The following is an 18,945-nucleotide window of genomic DNA, read 5'->3' on the forward strand; positions in this document are numbered from 1 at the left end:
CTCTTGAATCGCTACAGGATAGGCAGGGTTCTTATCTACTGTTATCACGCGAGGTTTAGAAACATACGAAAAGGCCAAGGCTTTCTTGAAAAAGCACTTGGCTGCTTGTTTATCTCTTGATTTACTTAGATATAAATCAATTGTATACCCTTCTGAATCGACTGCACGGTATAAGTACATCCATTGACCTTTTACTTTGATATATGTTTCATCGACTCTCCATGAATCATTTGTTGATTTAAGATGATGTCGTACTTTCTCTTCTAATTGAGATCCATATTGATGAACCCAGCGCATACTCTACAAAGAAGGTCACTTAGTTCAGCCACTTTGTCAGTTTCATCTAAATTGAAATAAAAAAACGCTATCCGGGGTACCGCCAGCATTTCGGAAAAACCCACGCTAAGCAAATTCCGACAGAAAAAGAGCCGATTTTACCCTATCAAGAGTAAAATTGGCTCTTTTTATTAATACATGTATTCCACCTAGAAATTTTATCTGTTCTGTCCCCTAATATTTCAATAATTTCGCTGTACTTCTATTCATATAATATCTTTTATTGTAAATCTTCGAACTCCAACAAAAGTAAATATAATAACAAATAAGCAACTTAAGACATAAAAACTACTAAACTGAAAGAAAGTCTGCAAGCCTTCTAGATGAATAGGGTCCATTGCTAATCCTGGTTGCGCAAATGGCCATATATACCCGATATTTAAGTAATGAAATATCATTCCTATACATGTAAAACCAAAACTCATTCCAACTGGAACAGCAAAACTTTTTATAGAAGATGAAAGAAATAATTGTAGTGCAGCAATTGAAAATGTACCAATCCATCCATTGAATGACCAATTTAATAATGAAATCCAAGGAATAGGACTTGTAATACCTAGTAGCTTACCAATAAAGATATAAGCAATTAAAAAAAATACTTGTGTCAATAAAGTTAACATAAAGATTACTAATAACTTTGCCATGTACACATATCGAAATGGAATTGGTAAAGAGGTGATTTTTTTCCAATTTCCCTCGCTATGTTCAAAGCGGCATACAAACGCACAATAAATACTTACTACGACAGGAAATAAAAATAATCCATAAATTAATCCAACTTGTGTCCAAGCTTTCTCCCACTCATTTGTTGAGACTTTCATTAAGACATCGTAGTTTATTTGAAAATTTATGAGTCCAAGCGCAATACAAATAAGCGGAATGAATGTCATTACAATCCATATTTTTGAACGTTTTAATTTTAATAATTCGCATCGAAATGAGCTTAATAACATATCTGCATCCTCCTAATGAATATCTTTTTGCGAAAAATGAGCGGTGCTAAGAACGATAAATAATAAACTAACTCCTAAACTTAACAAAAGATTCATCATGACTCCTTGGTTTTGGAAAAACACTATTTTCCCATTGGAAAATGCCCAAGAAATTGGATTTGTCAGAGATGAATAGGTCCAAATTATCCATGTTTTCCAAGGAAGCATCTGTCCGAAATACCCAAGAAATGCGCCGATTACCCCCGCCGTTAAAGCAAATACTTGATTTTTCACTACCAAAGATATCCAGAGTTGCAAAATAACCATTGGAATACATCCTATAATGGTAAAACAACCATATTTCAGTAATAATATCACCGGAATTCCACTTTCAAAATTAAAAATTTTTCCTATTAATATAATTGCAGAAATAGAAATTACACCTGCGTATACAAGAAAAAAGAGACTAAAGATAATTTTGGTTATATAGACTAGCTGCCTAGATGTGGGAATTGCACACAATAGCTTCCAGGTATTCCCCTTATTTTCAAAATCAATTATTCGAGATGTAATTGTCGCAATCATTATAGGTAAAAATAATGCATTTATCATACTTACTCTTGAAAGAAGCGACTCCCAGTTTAGAAATTCCTTTTTTTCTTGTGACACAATAGCAAATAACCAAAGTAATGCTAAAGACTGTATCAAAAATACTACTAAAAATAATTTCTTTCTTTTTAATTTCAATAATTCGCTTTTTAAGGCAGCAATCATTATAAAACACCGCCTTTTTCTGTTAAGCTTAGAAATATTTCTTCCAACGTATGCTTCTCTTCTTCAATTCGATACACTGATAAATTCTGCTGTACTAATAAATGATTTATGTGAGAAATAAGGTGATCTTCTTGTTGATGCGTAACTAGACAATTACCTTCAATTCTAAGATGAATTTGATGCTGTTCTAAAATTTGATGAGCCTTTACTACATCATTTACGCGTATTTTCATTGATGCCTGGCTTTTTTTGCGTAACACTTCAATTTTATCTTGAAAAATAAGCTGTCCACTATTAATAATGCCCACTTGCGTTGCAATTTGATCCATCTCATTTAACAAATGACTTGAAATAATAACTGTCATATCATATTGCTTTGGCAGTTGTTTGATGAGTTCACGAATTTCTTGAATCCCAGCAGGGTCTAATCCGTTTGTAGGTTCATCTAAAATTAACAATTTTGGATTTCCAAGTAGTGCCATTGCTATGCCAAGGCGTTGCTTCATTCCAAGTGAGTATTGTTTAACTAGTTTATCTTTTTGTTTCTCTAATCGAACAATACGCAATACCTCATCAATATTCTTTTTTGGTACTTGTAACATTTGTCGAATTACTTCTAGGTTTTCATGACCTGTTAAGTGTCCATAATAAGATGGCGATTCAACAAGAGAGCCAACCTCTCTTAAAATATCTATTCGATTTGTTTTTAAATCTCGATTGAATACCTTAATATTACCTGTCGTCGGTTTTATTAATCCCAGTAACATTCTAATTGTCGTCGTTTTCCCAGCCCCATTTGGGCCTAGGAATCCATAAATTTCACCTTTACCAACTTGCATTTGTAATTGATTCACACTTTTTACAGCTCCATATGTCTTTGTCAAATCTTCTGTTTCAACAATATATGTTCCCATTATTGGCACCTCTTTTTCTTGATTAAGCTATCATTTATTATGAAAGTTCTTGCTTAATCTTGAATTGAGCTGACCTTAAGTTTAGCTTAATTTTCTAACGGAAGCTGAAATGTAATTTTAGTACCGTTTCCTTTGGTGCTTTCTACTGTAATTTCTCCACCGTGAGCTACGATGATTTCCTTTACAATTGCCATTCCTAAACCTGAGCCACTTTTTGGATCTGTATTTGTACCACGGAAGTATCGATCAAAAATATGTGGTAAATCACTTTTATTTATTCCGTCACCATTGTCCTCAATCGTAACTATGGTGTATCCGGATGTTTGTTTTATACGAACTTGTATTAATGTTTTAACATCAGTATGAATGAGCGCATTATTCAATAGGTTTACTGTGGCACGTTGAATTAATCCCTGATCTGCTTTTATAATTAGTTCTTCCTGATGGCATTCAAATTCAATTAATCGATTCTCATAATAAGGCATATTCATAAATTCAATAATTATTTCTCGAGTGAGATTCACAATATCTACTGTAGTTTTATGGATAGGTAACAACGCATTCTTCAATTGATATGTAAGTTTTAAATCATCAATCAATTTTTCAATATAAATTGATTTGCTCTGAATTACTTCTGCATATTGATACATTTCTTGTGCAGTAATTTTATACTCCCGATTCCCTATAACTTCACTATAGCCTTTAATAGAAGAAAGTGGTGTCTTTAAATCATGAGAGATGTTTATAATCCATTCTGCTCGCATCGTATCTAGTCTTTTTCTTTGAACATTAATATCCTTTAGTTGATGTGATAACTGATTCAGATTTGTATACACCTCTGCATATATTCCCTTTTCTTCCGGTACTTGTTTATATTGTCCTTGTTTTAATTTATTAATATGTTCAATTATCATGACAACAGGTTTTGACATATACCTTGCCACAATGTAAGCAAATAATAAAATACAAATCACTGTTACTCCTATTAACATTAAAATCCCATATGGATAGAAGCTAAATAAATTATTGAAGTTCAAATAGACCGATTTGCGCAATGCTTGGTTTGACGGGAAAGCGACAATGTAACTTTCTACTTGTGTACTTTCATCTAACTTACCCACAAACGTTGTATAATCCCCAATATCGTACTTATAGCGTAAAATCAACTCACTAGGAGTATAGTGAGTTGGTGTATTTTTAGGCTTATACATTTGAAATACTTCATCACTATTATGATTTAATACTTGTAACCATGCTCCATGTTCTTGTAAAAATTCTTTTCCTTTATTTGTTATAGAAATACTTCCATTTTCTACTGTGATTTCTTTTTGAAAAGCTAATACTGAACCCTCTGGATCGTCCATTCCCTCACGGTTATAAGTAAATACTAAATAACTAAAAGCAAAAAATTGAACGATTAGGATAAACATAATTAATCCTATTAATGAGGTAATATATAGTCTCGTGACCTTCCACTTCATCTTGCATCACCTTTTGTATTAAGTTTATATCCGAGTCCCCTTACTGTTACAAGGTAATGAGGTTTGGAAGGATTATCCTCTATTTTTTCTCTTAAATGTCTCATATGTACCATCATAATATTGTCATTACCCAGATACGTTTCGCCCCAGACAGCTTCATATAAGCGAGCCTTACTAAAAATTTGATTTGGATTTTTTATTAAAAATAGTAATATATTAAATTCTTTTGCTGTTAAAGTTAGTAATGTATCAGCCTTTAACACTGTCCCTTGTGCCTCATCTATCGTAATGTCTCCAAACTGATACATATTCCGAGCCTTTTCTTGATATTGATTGCGTCGAAAAAATGCTTTCATCTTATATGCTACTTCTTTCGGACTAAAAGGTTTTGTAATATAATCATCGCCACCTATACTTAATCCAAGTATTTTATCTAAATCTTCATTTTTCGCCGATAAGAAGAATATCGGAACGAATGTAAACTGTCGAATTTGCTGACAAACACTATATCCATCTAAATCTGGAAGCATAATATCTAATATGATAAGATCTGGCTGTACTTGCCTACACATGAGTATTCCTTCTTCTCCTGTTGTACACGTATAAATATGTTGAAATCCCTCTTTCTTTAAAACTGCTTCCAACAAATTTAAAATCTCTTTTTCATCATCTACTATAAGAATTTTTTTCGTATAAATATCTGGGATATTATGTATCATCTATTGCACCTCAATATCTTTCTAAATAATTTAAAATTAAATAGTGAACCGTATTACCTTAATTATTAATGTATCATTTTTATTCTACAGTAGAATGGTAATTTGAAAGTTTTCCCACTTATTTTAGGGAAGAAGTATCATTTTTCAGATATGGGTTCGTTTATTTTTTAACTGTAAGTACATGTTTGGTTTTCCTTTTATGAAAATTTCAAATTAAACATGCGTCACCTAATACAACACAATTAATATTGTGTTGTATTAAGTGCTTTCAATTTTAAAGAGTTGAATTTTTTTTAATCTCCAGGCATACAATGACAGGCATGACAATTCGATATCATATTTTTTGTATTAAGTAAAAAAATGAGCGCAAAAGAAACAAAGTAAGTCCCAATCTAAATGTATACTTTTACAGATAACTCAAAGGACTAACTTAACACCAAATACAAGAAAGTAAAAAAGTGTATCTAAAGGTGTACCTTTTGAAGTGTTAAGGTATGAAATGATTTAAGGTTTGAAAAATATTTTAATAATTTAATATTAGAATTCATTAGAGTCATTTTCAGTTTAACTTCCGGTAAATGTGTTTTAGAATTAATTATGAGAGCTTTTTATAAAGAAATGGCGTCTGTTGTAAATGTGGAGAAATATAGAAAATCATCGAAAGTGATTGCGCTTTGGGTTAACATAGTATTAAGGTAACTTTCCTAAGTAAGTATTTAAGGGGTGAATAATTTGAGTTTCACATATAAGAGACCGATAATTTTTATAGTCCTACTGTATATTGTATTGATAGCTTTTAACTATGCAAATCATAATCAATTTAATTGGTTTGAAAACCTTATAAAAACACTATTTATAGTAGTGTTTTTTGAAATTATGATGTGGTTATTTTCTTCAAAAAAAACAACCTCTAGAAAATAAGAGGTTGTTTTTTATCGCTTACCATGTTTTTCCAGTCCAGCCTTCTTCTTCATATATACATGAACCTAGATACCAAGCAAGTTGACCAGCTAAACTAACTAAATTACCTTTGACGCCTACTTTTATCATTTTTCTAGCTGCTAATTCATATTCTTTGTTAGTAATATTAGCAATAATAGAACCTAAAAAACCTACTGATAGTACTTCTACATAATTTGCTATAAGTTTTCTTTCTATACAGTTATCTACAGCTTCTGTTTCTTGTTTGAATGGATCTTCATAGCCAGGCGGTGTATTTACACGTTGGATTTCTTGTCTCAATTGTTCTAATTCTTCAGTTTTACCATATTTGTTTTCTATCATATCAATATCAATATCTACTACTCTTCCATGTTTATCTTTAACTGCAGCTTCTTCAACAACAAATTTCAATTGTGCAGCTACTTCTTGTACTAATTTTTCTTCTTCACTATTAATCTCTTGAGCTTTGGAGATTCCAGCGAAAGAAGTTGTAAACAAAGCGAGTACGAGAGCCATTGATACAATATTTCTTAATATAGTCTTCATTTTTAATCCCATCCATTTTCCTTATTTATGCTTTTTTACCGGTATTTTCTAGCACAGTTCTATCTTAATACATAAATCTATAAAAATATATACCCTTCAGAAAGCGAAAAAATGATGGAATTCAACGATTATTCCCTTTAAAATCGCAGTTTCAAGATGATTACAATTTAACTATTTGAATATTCCGTATTTTATTTATCAATTAAATTGTGGATATAGAAATAATGTTAGGTAGTGAGTAGTTAATATTGAATTGATAGATTAATAAAAAATCCATTATTACCCTTTTAAGAATTAAAAATCCCTAATGTTAAAATGGGGTTTTCTTACAAAAAATACGTAATTTTGTACCTTTTAAAGATCTATTGTAGGTTATTTAAAACGAAAAACAAAAAGAACTTGTAGAAATCACTACAACTCTGAGTTTTTATTTTTGAAAATTATGCGAATTAAGAAAATAAGATTTTGCAGTGAGTCTTTTTACCCCTAAAAATACCGATTATATATTTTGTATAACATACTTTCAATCAACATCAATATCATAATAAATTATGGAAAATTTAATTATAGGTAAATAGAGAAGAATGGTGCATTCTTATAGAAAGACATATATTTATATTTAGGATTAATTAACTATAAGAAAATGAATTTCATGTTATTAAGAACTATAATTCTTAATAACATGTAAAGCACTGACATTCTGACCATGTATTTTTGAAAGGGTTTGGAATTGTATATTTTTCACAAAAAACAAGATATAATTATTATTGAAGAGCAATTTGTAAGTCCCATTGAAATATGTGGTAAATTTACATGGGATATGAAATGCATATTCGAAAAGAGATAATGCACTTAAAAAAGTGTTCTTATCTCTTTTTACTTATATAATGAAGAAATCAATTGTGGGAAAATTAAACAAACGTTTGTTTAAAACATTTTGGCCATGAATCAATGTATTGAGGTACGGGATTCAATTGTCCGTTTTGTTAAATTTCATGTTTATTATATAAATTTTATATAACAAAGAAAAAGCATCCAAAACGGATGCTTTTAAATCTTTTCTATAATATAAACTAATGTCTTTTTTGGTGGTGCATGATAAGAGTAACCTTGATTATTATGAACATATATTTCGTATTTACCCATCACTTTAAATCTTTCAGTTTCAGATTCACCGAACTTTGTTACAGAGTCGCATAAAATAGTTAACTCTATTCTATTATTGCATAATAAATTAGAAATTTGTTTTTCGGTATATATTCCCCCTACCGCTAATTCTTTCAACATCTCTCCATATTGCATAATTTCTCCACCTTCCCAATCTATTCATTCAACAGAAAACATAATTATCCTTTTATTCAGATGAACAAAAAGCCATCGCCGAAGTGACGGTACTAAAGAGGATGGGAGAAACAAAGAATCTTCCTAGTTCCTTTTCTAATCGTTCTAACGCATCGACACACTCATTAGCTACGGTAGTTAATTCCTTAATGTTTTCGTTAGCTTCTTTTTTATCTATATCAACTTTCACTGAAACTACATTCCATATCATTTCGAGAAAATTGTATGCTAAGAAGTTTATAAAGGTTGGAATCACTTAACAAGCGTTTATAAATGTTTTCATTCATAGTTATAAACGTGATAATCTTTGATTTTATAGGGAAACAAGTTATGTCCTTAAAAGTATACATTTAAGGATATAACTTGTATTCGTGTTTCTAAAATATATTTTCATGTCTGTATATAGAATTCGCATTGTAGAGATCGTAGAGATTTTAAAGATATAATCTTTAAAATTAGATTTGACAAGAATAGGAAAAAAATATACAATCCAATTAATTGAACGTTCAATCAAAAAAATGAACGTTCAATCAAAAGTGATGAAAAATTTATAAGGTGGTGATTCTTATGGAAGACAGACAATCTTTTATAACAGAAGCAAGAAGAGAACAAATAATTAAGGCCGCTGTTGAAGTTTTAAGAGAAGTTGGGTATGTAAGTACAAGTTTGTCGAAAATAGCAAAAAAAGCAAACATAAGTACAGGGTTAATTTCTTATCACTTTTCTGGTAAAGAAGATTTGATGAACAATACTTTAATGTATTTAGTTGAACAAGAATGGTTATTTATTAATGCAAGAGTTAGTCAAAAACAAGCATCTACAGAAAAATTAAAAGCATTTATCGAAGCAAGTTTAGCTTATCAGGTTATAAACCGAACAAATAATATCGCTTTAATTGAAATAGTTTTTAATGCACGAACACCAGATCATATTCCTTATTATTTACTAGAAGACGATGAAGAAGATTTAATAAAGGGTTTATTACAAGAAATTCTCTTACAGGGGCAGGAATCAAAAGAATTTGGAGATTTTAATATTCAAGTGACCGCAACAATTATTCAAGGTTCGATAGCGGAATCTTTGATATCTTCCCAAAGTAAAATGAGTTTAGAAAATTATAGTGAAGAATTGAAAAAAAGCATATTGAAAATAGTTAAATAATGAAAACAAAAAATCATTTATATATAAGTTAATAGAATGACATAAAAACCCTTTCTTTTTAGGGGAGGACGAGAGCATCTGGCCGTTCACAGAAGCGGTCAGGGCCTTTTCCTAACACATGCGAGGTTTAAAACAAAGAGAGTAAGCCAGTAGCCGCCATGTTGTATTCTGCATATCTGCGACTTATATGTCGATATATAATTCCAAAATATTGTTTATAACTAATTTAATAGAGAGGATAGGTATTATGATAGAGAAAGAAACATTTCTTGGACATAGTAAGTTCGAAAAAGCAATTATTGTTTTAGTGCCCATGATATTAGGCGGTTTGATTGGTTGGTTTCTTCCCATCATTGCCAACTGGATACTAAAACTCCCAGTAGTTCCAATGGAAAAGTTAATTTTACTCATTACATTCTTTAACAGCTTATGGGTTTCAAGTCTTGCCACTGTTATTGGAACAATAGCAGGTTTATTATTAGGCTTTATTATTTTAAATGAGAGTCTCGAAGTCACAATTTCCTACAATAATTTACAGTTAAAATTTGGAGAAAAAGTAAATGTCATTGAGAAACAGGACATTTTAGCAATCTATATAGAAAATAAGCACTTAATTATTCTTGGACAAAAGAGTAATGAATTATATAGAGAAGTTATTGAAGTGAAGAAGGATACTGTACGAGAAGCTTTTAATAAATATCAATATCCATGGAATGAAACGGATCCATTTAGTAGCCAATATCAACGATGGATTTTAGGAAATACTGACTTTTCCGAAAAAATAAATGTATTACTTTATGCTAGAGACCGTGCATTGAAAGAAAAGAAAAAGGCAGATGCTAAATATCTACGAGAAGATTTAGCTCAGTTAGGAGCTGTCATTAGAGACGAAAGAAATGGTCAGTACGTGAGACTTGCCCAAAATGCTAATCTTGATGCTTAGCATTTAACTCGATTTAGATAAGACTATTTTCTATACTCTTTACCAATTTGAGTAGTAATTGTGTGCTATTTTTAATCGAACTTTATTTCAAAGTAGCTGATCTTCCATGGTAATGGATAAAGGAGGCGGGTTTACCGTCTTCTTTTTTTGTAATTTGTTACTGTGTAAATAATCCTTAACGTGGCTATTCTCCGAAATGCTGGCGATGCCTCATGTCCATCAAGCTAAGGATTTGGAATCACCCAAAAACGATAAGTAAGCTTCTTCGTTACAAGAAAGCCTAAAAATTTCGTTCTAGGGGTGCAATAAAACTTTAGCTTGATAGCTATGTGGTGCTACCCCACATCCATCAACTTAAGGTATATTTTTATATAAAACGTGGTCTTTTCACGTAGTATTTTATTATCGTTTATAGGGGGCACTGTACATTGCTATCAAGCTAAGATTCTTAAATGCCCCCATAACGAAAATGAGAAAACATTAACAAAATTATAATTAAAACATCACTTTATATTGTTTAATCGAGATGTTAAAATATCAATTATGTGATGAAATCCTTTTCCCTGGTACTACTATTACACAGAATTGCCCCTAGCTGTTGCTAGGGCTTTTTCTATATATCTTTATTTACATGAGAAACGTAGGTACGTTATAATAATTTCTTATTACATGCAAAGAGGTGCAAAAAATGAATAAAACCGAATTAACAAAAATGGTAGCAGAAAAAGCAGAACTTACACAAAAAGATGCAGCTGCAGCAACACAAGCTGTATTAGATGCTATAACAAATGCGCTTGCAAATGAAGAGAAAGTACAGATTCTTGGTTTTGGTACATTTGAAGTGCGTGAAAGATCTGCACGTACAGGACGTAATCCACAAACAGGTGAAGCAATGCAAATCGCTGCATCTAAAGTCCCTGCTTTTAAAGCCGGAAAAGAATTAAAAGTAGCAGTAAAATAATTATACATAGTGAAAAAGGATCTGATATGAATATCAGATCCTTTTTTTTAGTAGGGGTCTCGCCACATCACTATCAATCAAACAAAATAAAATACCTCTTAAAATGAAAAAATACGCTTTCTTTCTGTAGACTTATAGGAAAGGATGGCGTTTTTTTTACACTTGGGGGTAAAGCAAGTTCTTAAGTTGATGGGCATGGTCTCACCATACCATTTCGGGAAAATTGTACGTTTAGACACAAATCGGACACATCTCAAGCATTTTCTGTACGTTAAGAGACATCTGTCCAGAAAATCTTATGTTTATGAACAGAGGATAAAACTCAATAATAGAATATTAATATTCAATTTTTATATAAAAAAAATAAGATCCGAAGAGCTTATTTTAATAATAATATCAACGCAATTATCAATGATATTATCGAAGATACAATCATAAATAATAAAGCTCAGTCATGAGTTATCGCCCTGTTACTGTCATTCCTGCTGTGTAAATTGTATCAATAGAACCATCTGCGCTTACAACTTCAACTTTGTATCGGTATGTGCCATTTTCATAAACATCATCGCCATATCCTGTGAAAGTTGAAATTTCATCATATGAGCCAGCTGGAACCCACTGATTGTTCCATTTGAAATTAGTTTCAAATTCTCCCCAGCTATCTCCGTTTTTCTTTTCGATGCTGACATTGTAATGAATTTCTTCAGCTCGGTCATTCGTGATTCTTGCAATTAAGCTATTACCAAAAGTAACTTGTGTAGAATGTATTTTAACCGTAACATCGTTTACTGTTTCGCCAGGACCACAGATATAATGACAGCCATCCCATTCCTCAGCTTGTGCCTTTGGTGTATCTAAATTTATAACCGTTAAACCGCCTAAAGCTAACGCACCAGTCAACGCAATTGTAGCTAATTTTTTCATGATAATTCCTCCTATTAACCGTTATAAGTGAATGTTTTTGTTTTTACGTATTCATTGCCAGCATAAAAAGATTTCTATGACTCATTTCTATCACCCTTCAGCTTATATAATTCGACAAATGGTGATAATTTCCTGCAAATAAAATAAATAAGCACTCCCGCAGGAATGCTTATTCAAATTCAATTTCTGTTTTATTGTCTGATGTGAAGTATCTTATGGTTGTTTTGCCGTATTCTTGCAAGCCACTTTGCGCAACGGCGTCTTTTAACTTTATTCTCGTTCTGTAGCCGAAATTTTCCCGTAGGCCTTCGTCTGCATTTGACAATGCTGTTTTGTCAACGAAAACATATAGGGGTCCCGCCACATCGCTATCAAGTTAATAAAAAGAATTGCCCCCTAAAATGAAAAAATACGCTATTCTTTCTGTAGAATCATAGGAAAGGATGGCGTTTTTTATGTCTGTTTCTGTGTCTGATGAATTACAACTATTTGTTCAAGAGATTCAAAGTTTTTTATCTCCAAATACCTTACGGAATCTTGCTAGAGATGTTGGTTTTGTACAAAGAACCAGTAAGTACCAAGCAAAAGATTTAATAGCTTTATGTGTATGGGTGAGCCAAAATGTAGCTATGAGGGATACCGTCAGCATTTCGGCAAAAACCCACGCTAAGAGCATGCAAGATTTTATACAGTTTTTCGGCTAATCCAGTAACAAACGAGAACCCTAAAACCCATGCCAATATAGGAATGTATAAAAAGGTGAATAGCATTATAGAAAATAAAAAAGGGGATTCCTTCTGAGAGTAAGGATTCCCCTTTTCTTTGCTACCGATAATGAGACGTTATGTTAACCTGACGTGTATAGGATATACATAATGCATGACTATAATAATTTATTGTCATTTAAGAATTTAATGGTAAACTTAAACTAAGAGATGAGCGAAAGGGGAATTTATACTTTATGGCAACTAACCTATAATAATCGACTAATTAGATACGAAAAAATCCCATTTTTGAATACGGGATAAGTGTGTCTTTTTTACAATATTATAGGGATACAAGGTATAAAAGTTGATAAAGCCCTTTTGGTTAATCTAATATCATCTCTATTCACATATGCTGTTGTGTCTCTCCAAATTGGAGGAATAAAGTATGAAACCCTTATATGGAAAAATAGCTGTTGTAACAGGTGTTAGCCGTTCAACAGGAATTGGAACAGCAATTTGTCTTTCACTTGCGGATGCAGGAGCAGATATATTTTTTACACATTGGACACCTTTTGATAAGGTAGAAGGTAAAGGTGCAGAAGAATATTGGCCCAAGATTTTAAAGAAAAAGCTTGAAAAATTAGGGGTTCGCGTAGGTCATATGCAAATAGATTTAGAAGACGAGAAATCCCCTTCTAAACTTCTTGATATAGTTGAAAATAAGTTTGGAACTCCAAGTATATTAATAAATAATGCAACATATGAGTCACCATCAAGCTTTCATTCATTAAATGCTGATATTTTAGATAAACATTATAAAATAAATAATCGGGGAACCATTATGCTTAGCCTAGAGTTTGCTCGAAGATTTGAGAAAAGATTTCCTGAGGGTAAGAATGGCCGGATTATAAATCTCGTTTCAGGAGGACCAGATCCTAATAATCTTGCTTATATAGCTACAAAGGGATTGCTTATATCTATAACTGAACCACTTGCAGTTGCCTTAGCACCTATTGGTATAACTGTCAATTGTGTAAATCCCGGTCCAACTGATTCAGGGTGGATGAATGATCCTATTAAAAAGCATTTGCTTCCACTTTTCCCTACGGGACGTATTGGAATGCCAGAAGATGCAGCAAAGATCATTAAATTTTTAGCAAGTGAAGAATCTGGCTGGATTACAGGACAACTCATTCGATCTGATGGTGGTTTCATTGGTAGATAGAATAGCTTTTTAAACTAATAATCATCACTGATATAAAACCCAGTCAAAACATTGTATTACCGTTTTAGACTGGGTTTTTATTTATAATTACATGCCCAAATAAAACAAAAAACAACTTCCAATAACGGAATTTATGTAAACACAATTACTCTTATCTTTTAGATAAGAGTAATTGTGTTTTTTAAAACATAAAAAATCAGGAAATTCTTTACATTGTAAGCGTTTTCTTTTATAATAATAATGGGTTGGATGGCACGAGTGGCTATCAGGGTATCTGGCGTAGGTGGGGCCGATACTATGGACAGGTTAGAAATATTGTTTTTTACTATTATGAAATTCTATATATATTATAAAAAAGAGTGGAAAAGGAACTGACTCATAAGATTATGAGTCAGTTCCTTTTCTGTTTTGCTACCGATAAGTGAGGTTATGTTAACTAGGGGTTACAATATAGGAGTTTCTTTCTCAGTATCGAATTAATACTTAGCACTAATATATATAAAGAAAAGGAGTAAGGCATATGGAAATTAAGATACATACTAACTTAGACAATGTAGACTGGACTCAAATGAAAGGGGTTTATCATTCTGTAGGTTGGAGAAAACATGATGAAGATAAAATAAAACAGGTATTTACTGCTAGTAACATACTAGCAATTGCCTATAACGAAAATAAAATCATTGGTTTTGGAAGAGCTATGTCTGATGGTATATTTAATGCTGCTATATACGACGTTGTCATTCATAAGGATTATCACAGTAAAGGAATAGGCAAACAGATTATGAACAGCTTACTCGATCAACTCAAAGAAATTTCTTGTATTCATCTTGTTTCAACCACTGGTAATGAAGAATTTTATCGTAGATCAGGATTCAGGGATATGAAAACGGCTATGGCAAAGTATTTAAATCCTTCCTTAGCAGAAGAATATCTAGATTAATTCACTTCCATATTCGAAATTTATGTAAAAAAACTAGCATTGGTCTAGTTTTTATTTTTTCTTTATACACGTTTTAGTACCTTTATTTATATTGTTTTGAATGTATACTTTTCTAGTGATTTTTGAGAAAAATGAGTAAGTTGTGATAAAGTGAATGTTTTCGGTAGTTTGAATGTAAATAAATGGGTAAAAGTTTACATTGGAGTTTTGAATCATTTATAACTAATTTTGTAATAAATTTCTCAATATAGATATAATTGTTAATTGTGGTTTCAATATTCAAAATTAACAAAAAACAAACTATAATAAAGATATGATGGTTATCCCTATTGTTTACTCCTTGTGCTAAAGATAAGATCGTGTTCGCTGATCTTATCTTTTTTGTTTGTAGAAATTTAATGCAAAAAAATAAAACCCTTATAATAGGGGTCACCATACACATCCATCAACTTAAGAATATTAAGTAAAACCTAAATAAATTTTTTCCTTCTCTATAGCTAGTTATTCATAAGAGCGTATCTGATTTAAACCTATAATTTGATGTAATATTGCATATCCAAATATAGGGAATCTATACACGGAGTGTGATTAAATTATATTAATATATATTAAATTGTATTAAATCAACCTTCTTTTATTAAAATATTTATTTTATTATTGGAAATATCAAATTAGAATTACTATAATTATTCAAATGAAATAAAACGGTAATTTTAGAAATATAATATTTCCATTCATATTAATACGCAATAATTGAATTATTGGATATAATCGACAAAATTTTACTATTTACGCGTTGAAAATTTAATGATTTAATAAAGGTGTAATTGGTATGACCACTAAAGAAAGAGAAAACTACACTTATAAAAATGCAATAAAATTGCAAGTAACATTATGTCAAAATAAATATCTGAATAATCTGTTTTTAAAAGTGTAGAAGTAATCCTGAATCACAAAAGTATCATATTTTTAAAAAATAACATTCTATATTTCTACCTATCAAAAGTGATTTACTTCCGAAGTAAAAGTATAAGCAATATACAGTATATTATCATCTTTTGTAATCTTGTAGAAATAAAAGAAAAAGAGGAGAGAGCGTATGAAACGTATAAAAAAAATAATTCCCGCAGCATTTGTATTAAGTACAGCTTTATTTGTAGCACCAGGATTTTCTTCAGCGGATACTACTACTAATGTAGGAAATCTTCCAATTGTAGTAGATTCACAGGGACCAAAAGCACCTATGACAGCAGCTCAGGTTGTTCAAAATGGTATGCAACTTCCTTACATTCCTACAGGTCCTTATGAAGAGTTCCCTAATGAATGGCATGTGTCTACAGAAGATGGAAAATTAATTGATTATGTATATGTAGATGTTGTTGCTAAGAGTAATGGAGCAAGAGTTTATGGATTAAAAATAGATGCTAATTCTAAATATAAGATTTTAAAAGCTGATGGTACTTGGCTTAACGTTGGAGAAGAATATGAAAAAACAGGTAACAAAGGAGACGTATTATATACAATAGCAATTCCTAAAACTGATCCAATTTTAGAAGATACTAAATTGAAAAAAGATGTAAATTGGAAATTAATTGATTCAAATATAGTAGATAAAAATTCAGGTTATCATTGGAGCAAAGCGGTTACAAGTGGTATTTCGCATAATGTAACTGTAGGGTTATCTTATACAATTGGGATGGAAGTAGGTCTTGAGGGGATCGCAACAGTAAATCAATCATTAACTGCAAGTTTTGGTTATGGTATTACTTTAAATTCAGAAAATACAGTTACAAAAACATTTGACTTTAATCCAAAGACTGATTATGCATATGATCAATATAGAACTGCATTATATCAACAGGTAGCTACATATTCAGTTATTCCAGGGGAAAAATTAAAAAAATGGACGTCTGACCAAAATGGTATTTGGGATAATGTTTTCGGTCAACTTGGTGATCAATTTAAGGGTCTTACAAGTCCGACAGAATATAAAGTAAAAAACTCCGTTGACTATCCAGTAGATGTTTTAGTTGCACTTACTTCAAAATAATAAAAAAACTAGCAAAATGCTAGCTTTTTTATTATCTCATCTATACGGGTCCATCATAAATGTCTTAATTTAAGAGATTTTAATACCTTCAAATACAAGAAAACGTTATCCTTTCTAAACAAGATAGATTAGAAAGGATGACGTTTTTTATGAATCTCTCGATTCAAGATGGGGTATCGCCAGCATTTTGGAAAAAACCCACGCTAAGCAAAAAATACAATAAGCTGCCCATATGGACAGCTTATTGACATAATTATCGTTATTGGAAGTTAGATAATCTATTTTAAAAAGAGTTTAGCCTTATTATCATTTTTTTATTTTATCGTATATAAAACACCTTTAAATATATATAAGTCATATCTAAGTGAATAAAAACGTAATTATTTATTATAATGACTAGGGGGCCAGATAAATGAATGTATATTTAGCGGGACCATTTTTTAACCCTGAACAAATTGCACTATTAGAAAAATTAGAGATAATCTTATCTAATAAAGGATTAAATGTATTTTCTCCACGAAAATATATGAGTAAATTACCATTTGGATCTTATCAATGGCAATATCAAAATTTTGTTACTGATGTAAATGCAATTCAGCATAGTGATATTATCTTTGCAATATATAATGATCAAGACTCTGGAACAATGTGGGAAGTTGGATACACTTGGTCACTTAAAAAGCCTATTATTATTTTTAATACTAAAGAAAAAGTTGTTAATCTTATGATTACACAATCTTTACATGCATATTTAGATAGCTTTGATAAAGTAATTCAGTATGATTTTAATAAATTACCTCGTATATTTTATGATGGAGCTGTAACTTAATCATTTTTTCGTTTCCTTGGATTTATCAAGTATTAAATTCTTTTAGGGGTAGCGTCAGGAAAATGCGGATTTACAGCGCTAAGAAAGTTTCAAACTATAAGTTTTACTATTCCGTCTTTGTACTCAAATAAATAATTACCCTCTTTTTCTAATAGAACAGGTAAATACTGAGTTACCATTTCAGCAACCCCTAAGTTATTTGGGTTCATTATCCAATCAATTTGTTTCCAATCGAGAATTCCTTCTCTTGTTTTTTTTATGGATTCATTTCCTAATGTCTCATCTACTTCGAATAAGTACACATATAATCCATCTTTCACCTCATCATTTTTATCCCATGTTATTACACCTTTTGAATAATATTCGTTTACTTTGAAACCTGTTTCCTCTAATACTTCACGTTTTGCACCCTCATCAGCACTTTCATTTGCTTCATTTTTACCACCAACCCCGTTCCACACGCCCATAATCGGTGGCTTTTCACGATTCAACATTAAGATACGGTCATTACTCTTTAAAAAACACACATTATATTTAAACACTAAATCATCTCCACAATTAAATTATTTTCTTATTACACTATAATTGATATTTAACTAATTTTCCCCTTTTATAAGTAGTGAAATCCCTTTGTATATCGTATTCATGTTCGGTTAACATAACGTCCTATTATCGGTAGCAAGGAAAAAGGCGGAATCTTATTCTCACAAAGGAACCTTCTTTCTTTGTTCTATGGATCTATGCATTTTTTTATACATTCCTATCCTGAAAAGGTTTTAGAGTTCTCGTTTGTTACTGAATTAGCTGAAAAACTGCATAAAATTTTGCATACTCTTAGCGTGGGTTTTCTAACATTTATCTTAACTCCAAAGTGACAATCATTGTTAAATCAATGGTTGTCACTTTGTTTACATGTATTCAATGTAGTTTTAAGTTGTTTAATTAACTCTGTTCGAGGAAAATTTATACTAATCCGGCTTTATAAACCAAAAACTAGTCAATAACACGAAAATAAAGTGTTAGATTGTTTTTTGGTTTATTGCATTATCGATCCCCGTGAGCGGAACAAAAAAGGTTTGAGCCTCTTTGTCCGGCTGCTTTCGACCAGCTGTCCCGACGGTCGAATTCACATCGGCAAGTTCGTCGGCACACACAGCCCCCGCCATCAGCGGACGCAAGCTGCCATCTCCCAGCAAATTTTCGGCTTCCGGTAGCGGTGC

The 18,945-nt window shown here is 31.4% G+C and carries 18 protein-coding genes and 3 pseudogenes; 8 read left to right on the top strand and 13 right to left on the bottom strand.

Annotation, left to right across the window (positions count from 1 at the left end; all coding sequences use genetic code 11):
• From BAU28_RS20815 to BAU28_RS30005, 9 genes and pseudogenes are all read right to left on the bottom strand, one after another.
• Positions 1-297 (bottom strand): annotated as a pseudogene (locus BAU28_RS20815) (IS6 family transposase); the annotation flags it as partial.
• Between the two features lie 245 nt (positions 298-542).
• Positions 543-1,289 (bottom strand): ABC transporter permease, encoded by a 747-nt coding sequence (locus tag BAU28_RS20820; protein ID WP_071719823.1) that lies wholly within the window; start codon positions 1,287-1,289, stop codon positions 543-545.
• Between the two features lie 12 nt (positions 1,290-1,301).
• Positions 1,302-2,042 (bottom strand): ABC transporter permease, encoded by a 741-nt coding sequence (locus BAU28_RS20825; protein ID WP_071719824.1) that lies wholly within the window; start codon positions 2,040-2,042, stop codon positions 1,302-1,304.
• The gene (locus tag BAU28_RS20830; protein ID WP_071719825.1) at positions 2,042-2,956 is read right to left on the bottom strand and encodes an ABC transporter ATP-binding protein; all 915 of its coding nucleotides are present in this window, start codon (positions 2,954-2,956) and stop codon (positions 2,042-2,044) included. Before BAU28_RS20830 ends, BAU28_RS20825 begins: the two co-directional genes overlap by 1 nt.
• Positions 2,957-3,042: 86 nt before the next feature.
• Positions 3,043-4,437 carry a sensor histidine kinase gene (locus BAU28_RS20835; protein ID WP_071719826.1) on the bottom strand — a complete coding sequence of 465 codons (1,395 nt, stop codon included), beginning with the start codon at positions 4,435-4,437 and terminating at the stop codon, positions 3,043-3,045.
• Complete coding sequence (locus BAU28_RS20840; RefSeq protein ID WP_071719827.1) at positions 4,434-5,156, bottom strand: response regulator transcription factor; 723 nt, start codon at positions 5,154-5,156, stop codon at positions 4,434-4,436. The genes BAU28_RS20835 and BAU28_RS20840 overlap by 4 nt, the downstream gene beginning before the upstream one ends.
• 939 nt (positions 5,157-6,095) lie before the next feature.
• Positions 6,096-6,656: a hypothetical protein gene (locus tag BAU28_RS20850; protein ID WP_071719829.1), complete on the bottom strand. Its 561-nt coding sequence runs from the start codon at positions 6,654-6,656 to the stop codon at positions 6,096-6,098.
• 1,038 nt (positions 6,657-7,694) lie between these two features.
• Entirely contained in the window at positions 7,695-7,946 is a 252-nt protein-coding gene (locus tag BAU28_RS20855; protein WP_071719830.1) for a hypothetical protein, read from the bottom strand.
• Positions 7,947-7,998: 52 nt separating this feature from the next.
• Entirely contained in the window at positions 7,999-8,175 is a 177-nt protein-coding gene (locus tag BAU28_RS30005) for a hypothetical protein (RefSeq protein WP_162790992.1), read from the bottom strand.
• A gap of 377 nt (positions 8,176-8,552) precedes the next feature.
• Between BAU28_RS30005 and BAU28_RS20860 the strand changes: the two genes are divergently transcribed.
• The 3 genes from BAU28_RS20860 (at position 8,553) to BAU28_RS20870 (ending at position 11,050) form a co-directional block, all read left to right on the top strand.
• Positions 8,553-9,146 (top strand): TetR family transcriptional regulator, encoded by a 594-nt coding sequence (locus tag BAU28_RS20860; RefSeq protein WP_025147950.1) that lies wholly within the window; start codon positions 8,553-8,555, stop codon positions 9,144-9,146.
• Between the two features lie 247 nt (positions 9,147-9,393).
• On the top strand, positions 9,394-10,089 hold the full coding sequence (locus tag BAU28_RS20865; protein ID WP_029952891.1) for a YqeB family protein: 696 nt from the start codon (positions 9,394-9,396) through the stop codon (positions 10,087-10,089).
• A 688-nt stretch (positions 10,090-10,777) separates the two neighbouring features.
• Entirely contained in the window at positions 10,778-11,050 is a 273-nt protein-coding gene (locus tag BAU28_RS20870) for an HU family DNA-binding protein (RefSeq protein ID WP_002151048.1), read from the top strand.
• Between the two features lie 459 nt (positions 11,051-11,509).
• On the opposite strand, the gene BAU28_RS20875 is transcribed toward BAU28_RS20870, so the two are convergent.
• Positions 11,510-11,974, bottom strand: a complete 465-nt coding sequence (locus tag BAU28_RS20875; protein ID WP_071719831.1) for a hypothetical protein — start codon at positions 11,972-11,974, stop codon at positions 11,510-11,512.
• 169 nt (positions 11,975-12,143) lie between these two features.
• Positions 12,144-12,326 (bottom strand): annotated as a pseudogene (locus BAU28_RS31075) (hypothetical protein); the annotation flags it as partial.
• Positions 12,327-12,429: 103 nt separating this feature from the next.
• Between BAU28_RS31075 and BAU28_RS20885 the strand changes: the two are divergent.
• The 5 genes and pseudogenes from BAU28_RS20885 to BAU28_RS20910 form a co-directional block, all read left to right on the top strand.
• Positions 12,430-12,648, top strand: a pseudogene (locus tag BAU28_RS20885) (IS4 family transposase); the annotation flags it as partial.
• 478 nt (positions 12,649-13,126) lie between these two features.
• Positions 13,127-13,906 (top strand): SDR family oxidoreductase, encoded by a 780-nt coding sequence (locus BAU28_RS20890; protein WP_071719832.1) that lies wholly within the window; start codon positions 13,127-13,129, stop codon positions 13,904-13,906.
• Positions 13,907-14,426: 520 nt separating this feature from the next.
• Positions 14,427-14,846, top strand: coding sequence for a GNAT family N-acetyltransferase (locus BAU28_RS20895; protein WP_071719833.1), 420 nt, complete (start codon positions 14,427-14,429; stop codon positions 14,844-14,846).
• Between the two features lie 1,099 nt (positions 14,847-15,945).
• Entirely contained in the window at positions 15,946-16,896 is a 951-nt protein-coding gene (locus tag BAU28_RS20905; protein ID WP_071719834.1) for a hypothetical protein, read from the top strand.
• Positions 16,897-17,308: 412 nt separating this feature from the next.
• On the top strand, positions 17,309-17,725 hold the full coding sequence (locus tag BAU28_RS20910; RefSeq protein ID WP_071719835.1) for a nucleoside 2-deoxyribosyltransferase: 417 nt from the start codon (positions 17,309-17,311) through the stop codon (positions 17,723-17,725).
• A gap of 89 nt (positions 17,726-17,814) precedes the next feature.
• On the opposite strand, the gene BAU28_RS20915 is transcribed toward BAU28_RS20910, so the two are convergent.
• Positions 17,815-18,267, bottom strand: coding sequence for an NUDIX hydrolase (locus tag BAU28_RS20915; RefSeq protein ID WP_071719836.1), 453 nt, complete (start codon positions 18,265-18,267; stop codon positions 17,815-17,817).
• 477 nt (positions 18,268-18,744) lie between these two features.
• Positions 18,745-18,945, bottom strand: a 201-nt coding sequence (locus tag BAU28_RS30525; protein ID WP_208610975.1) for a hypothetical protein, incomplete at its 5' end; no start/stop codon positions are given.

The organism is Bacillus paramycoides (genome assembly GCF_001884235.1).
Taxonomy (GTDB): Bacteria; Bacillota; Bacilli; order Bacillales; family Bacillaceae_G; genus Bacillus_A; species Bacillus_A paramycoides.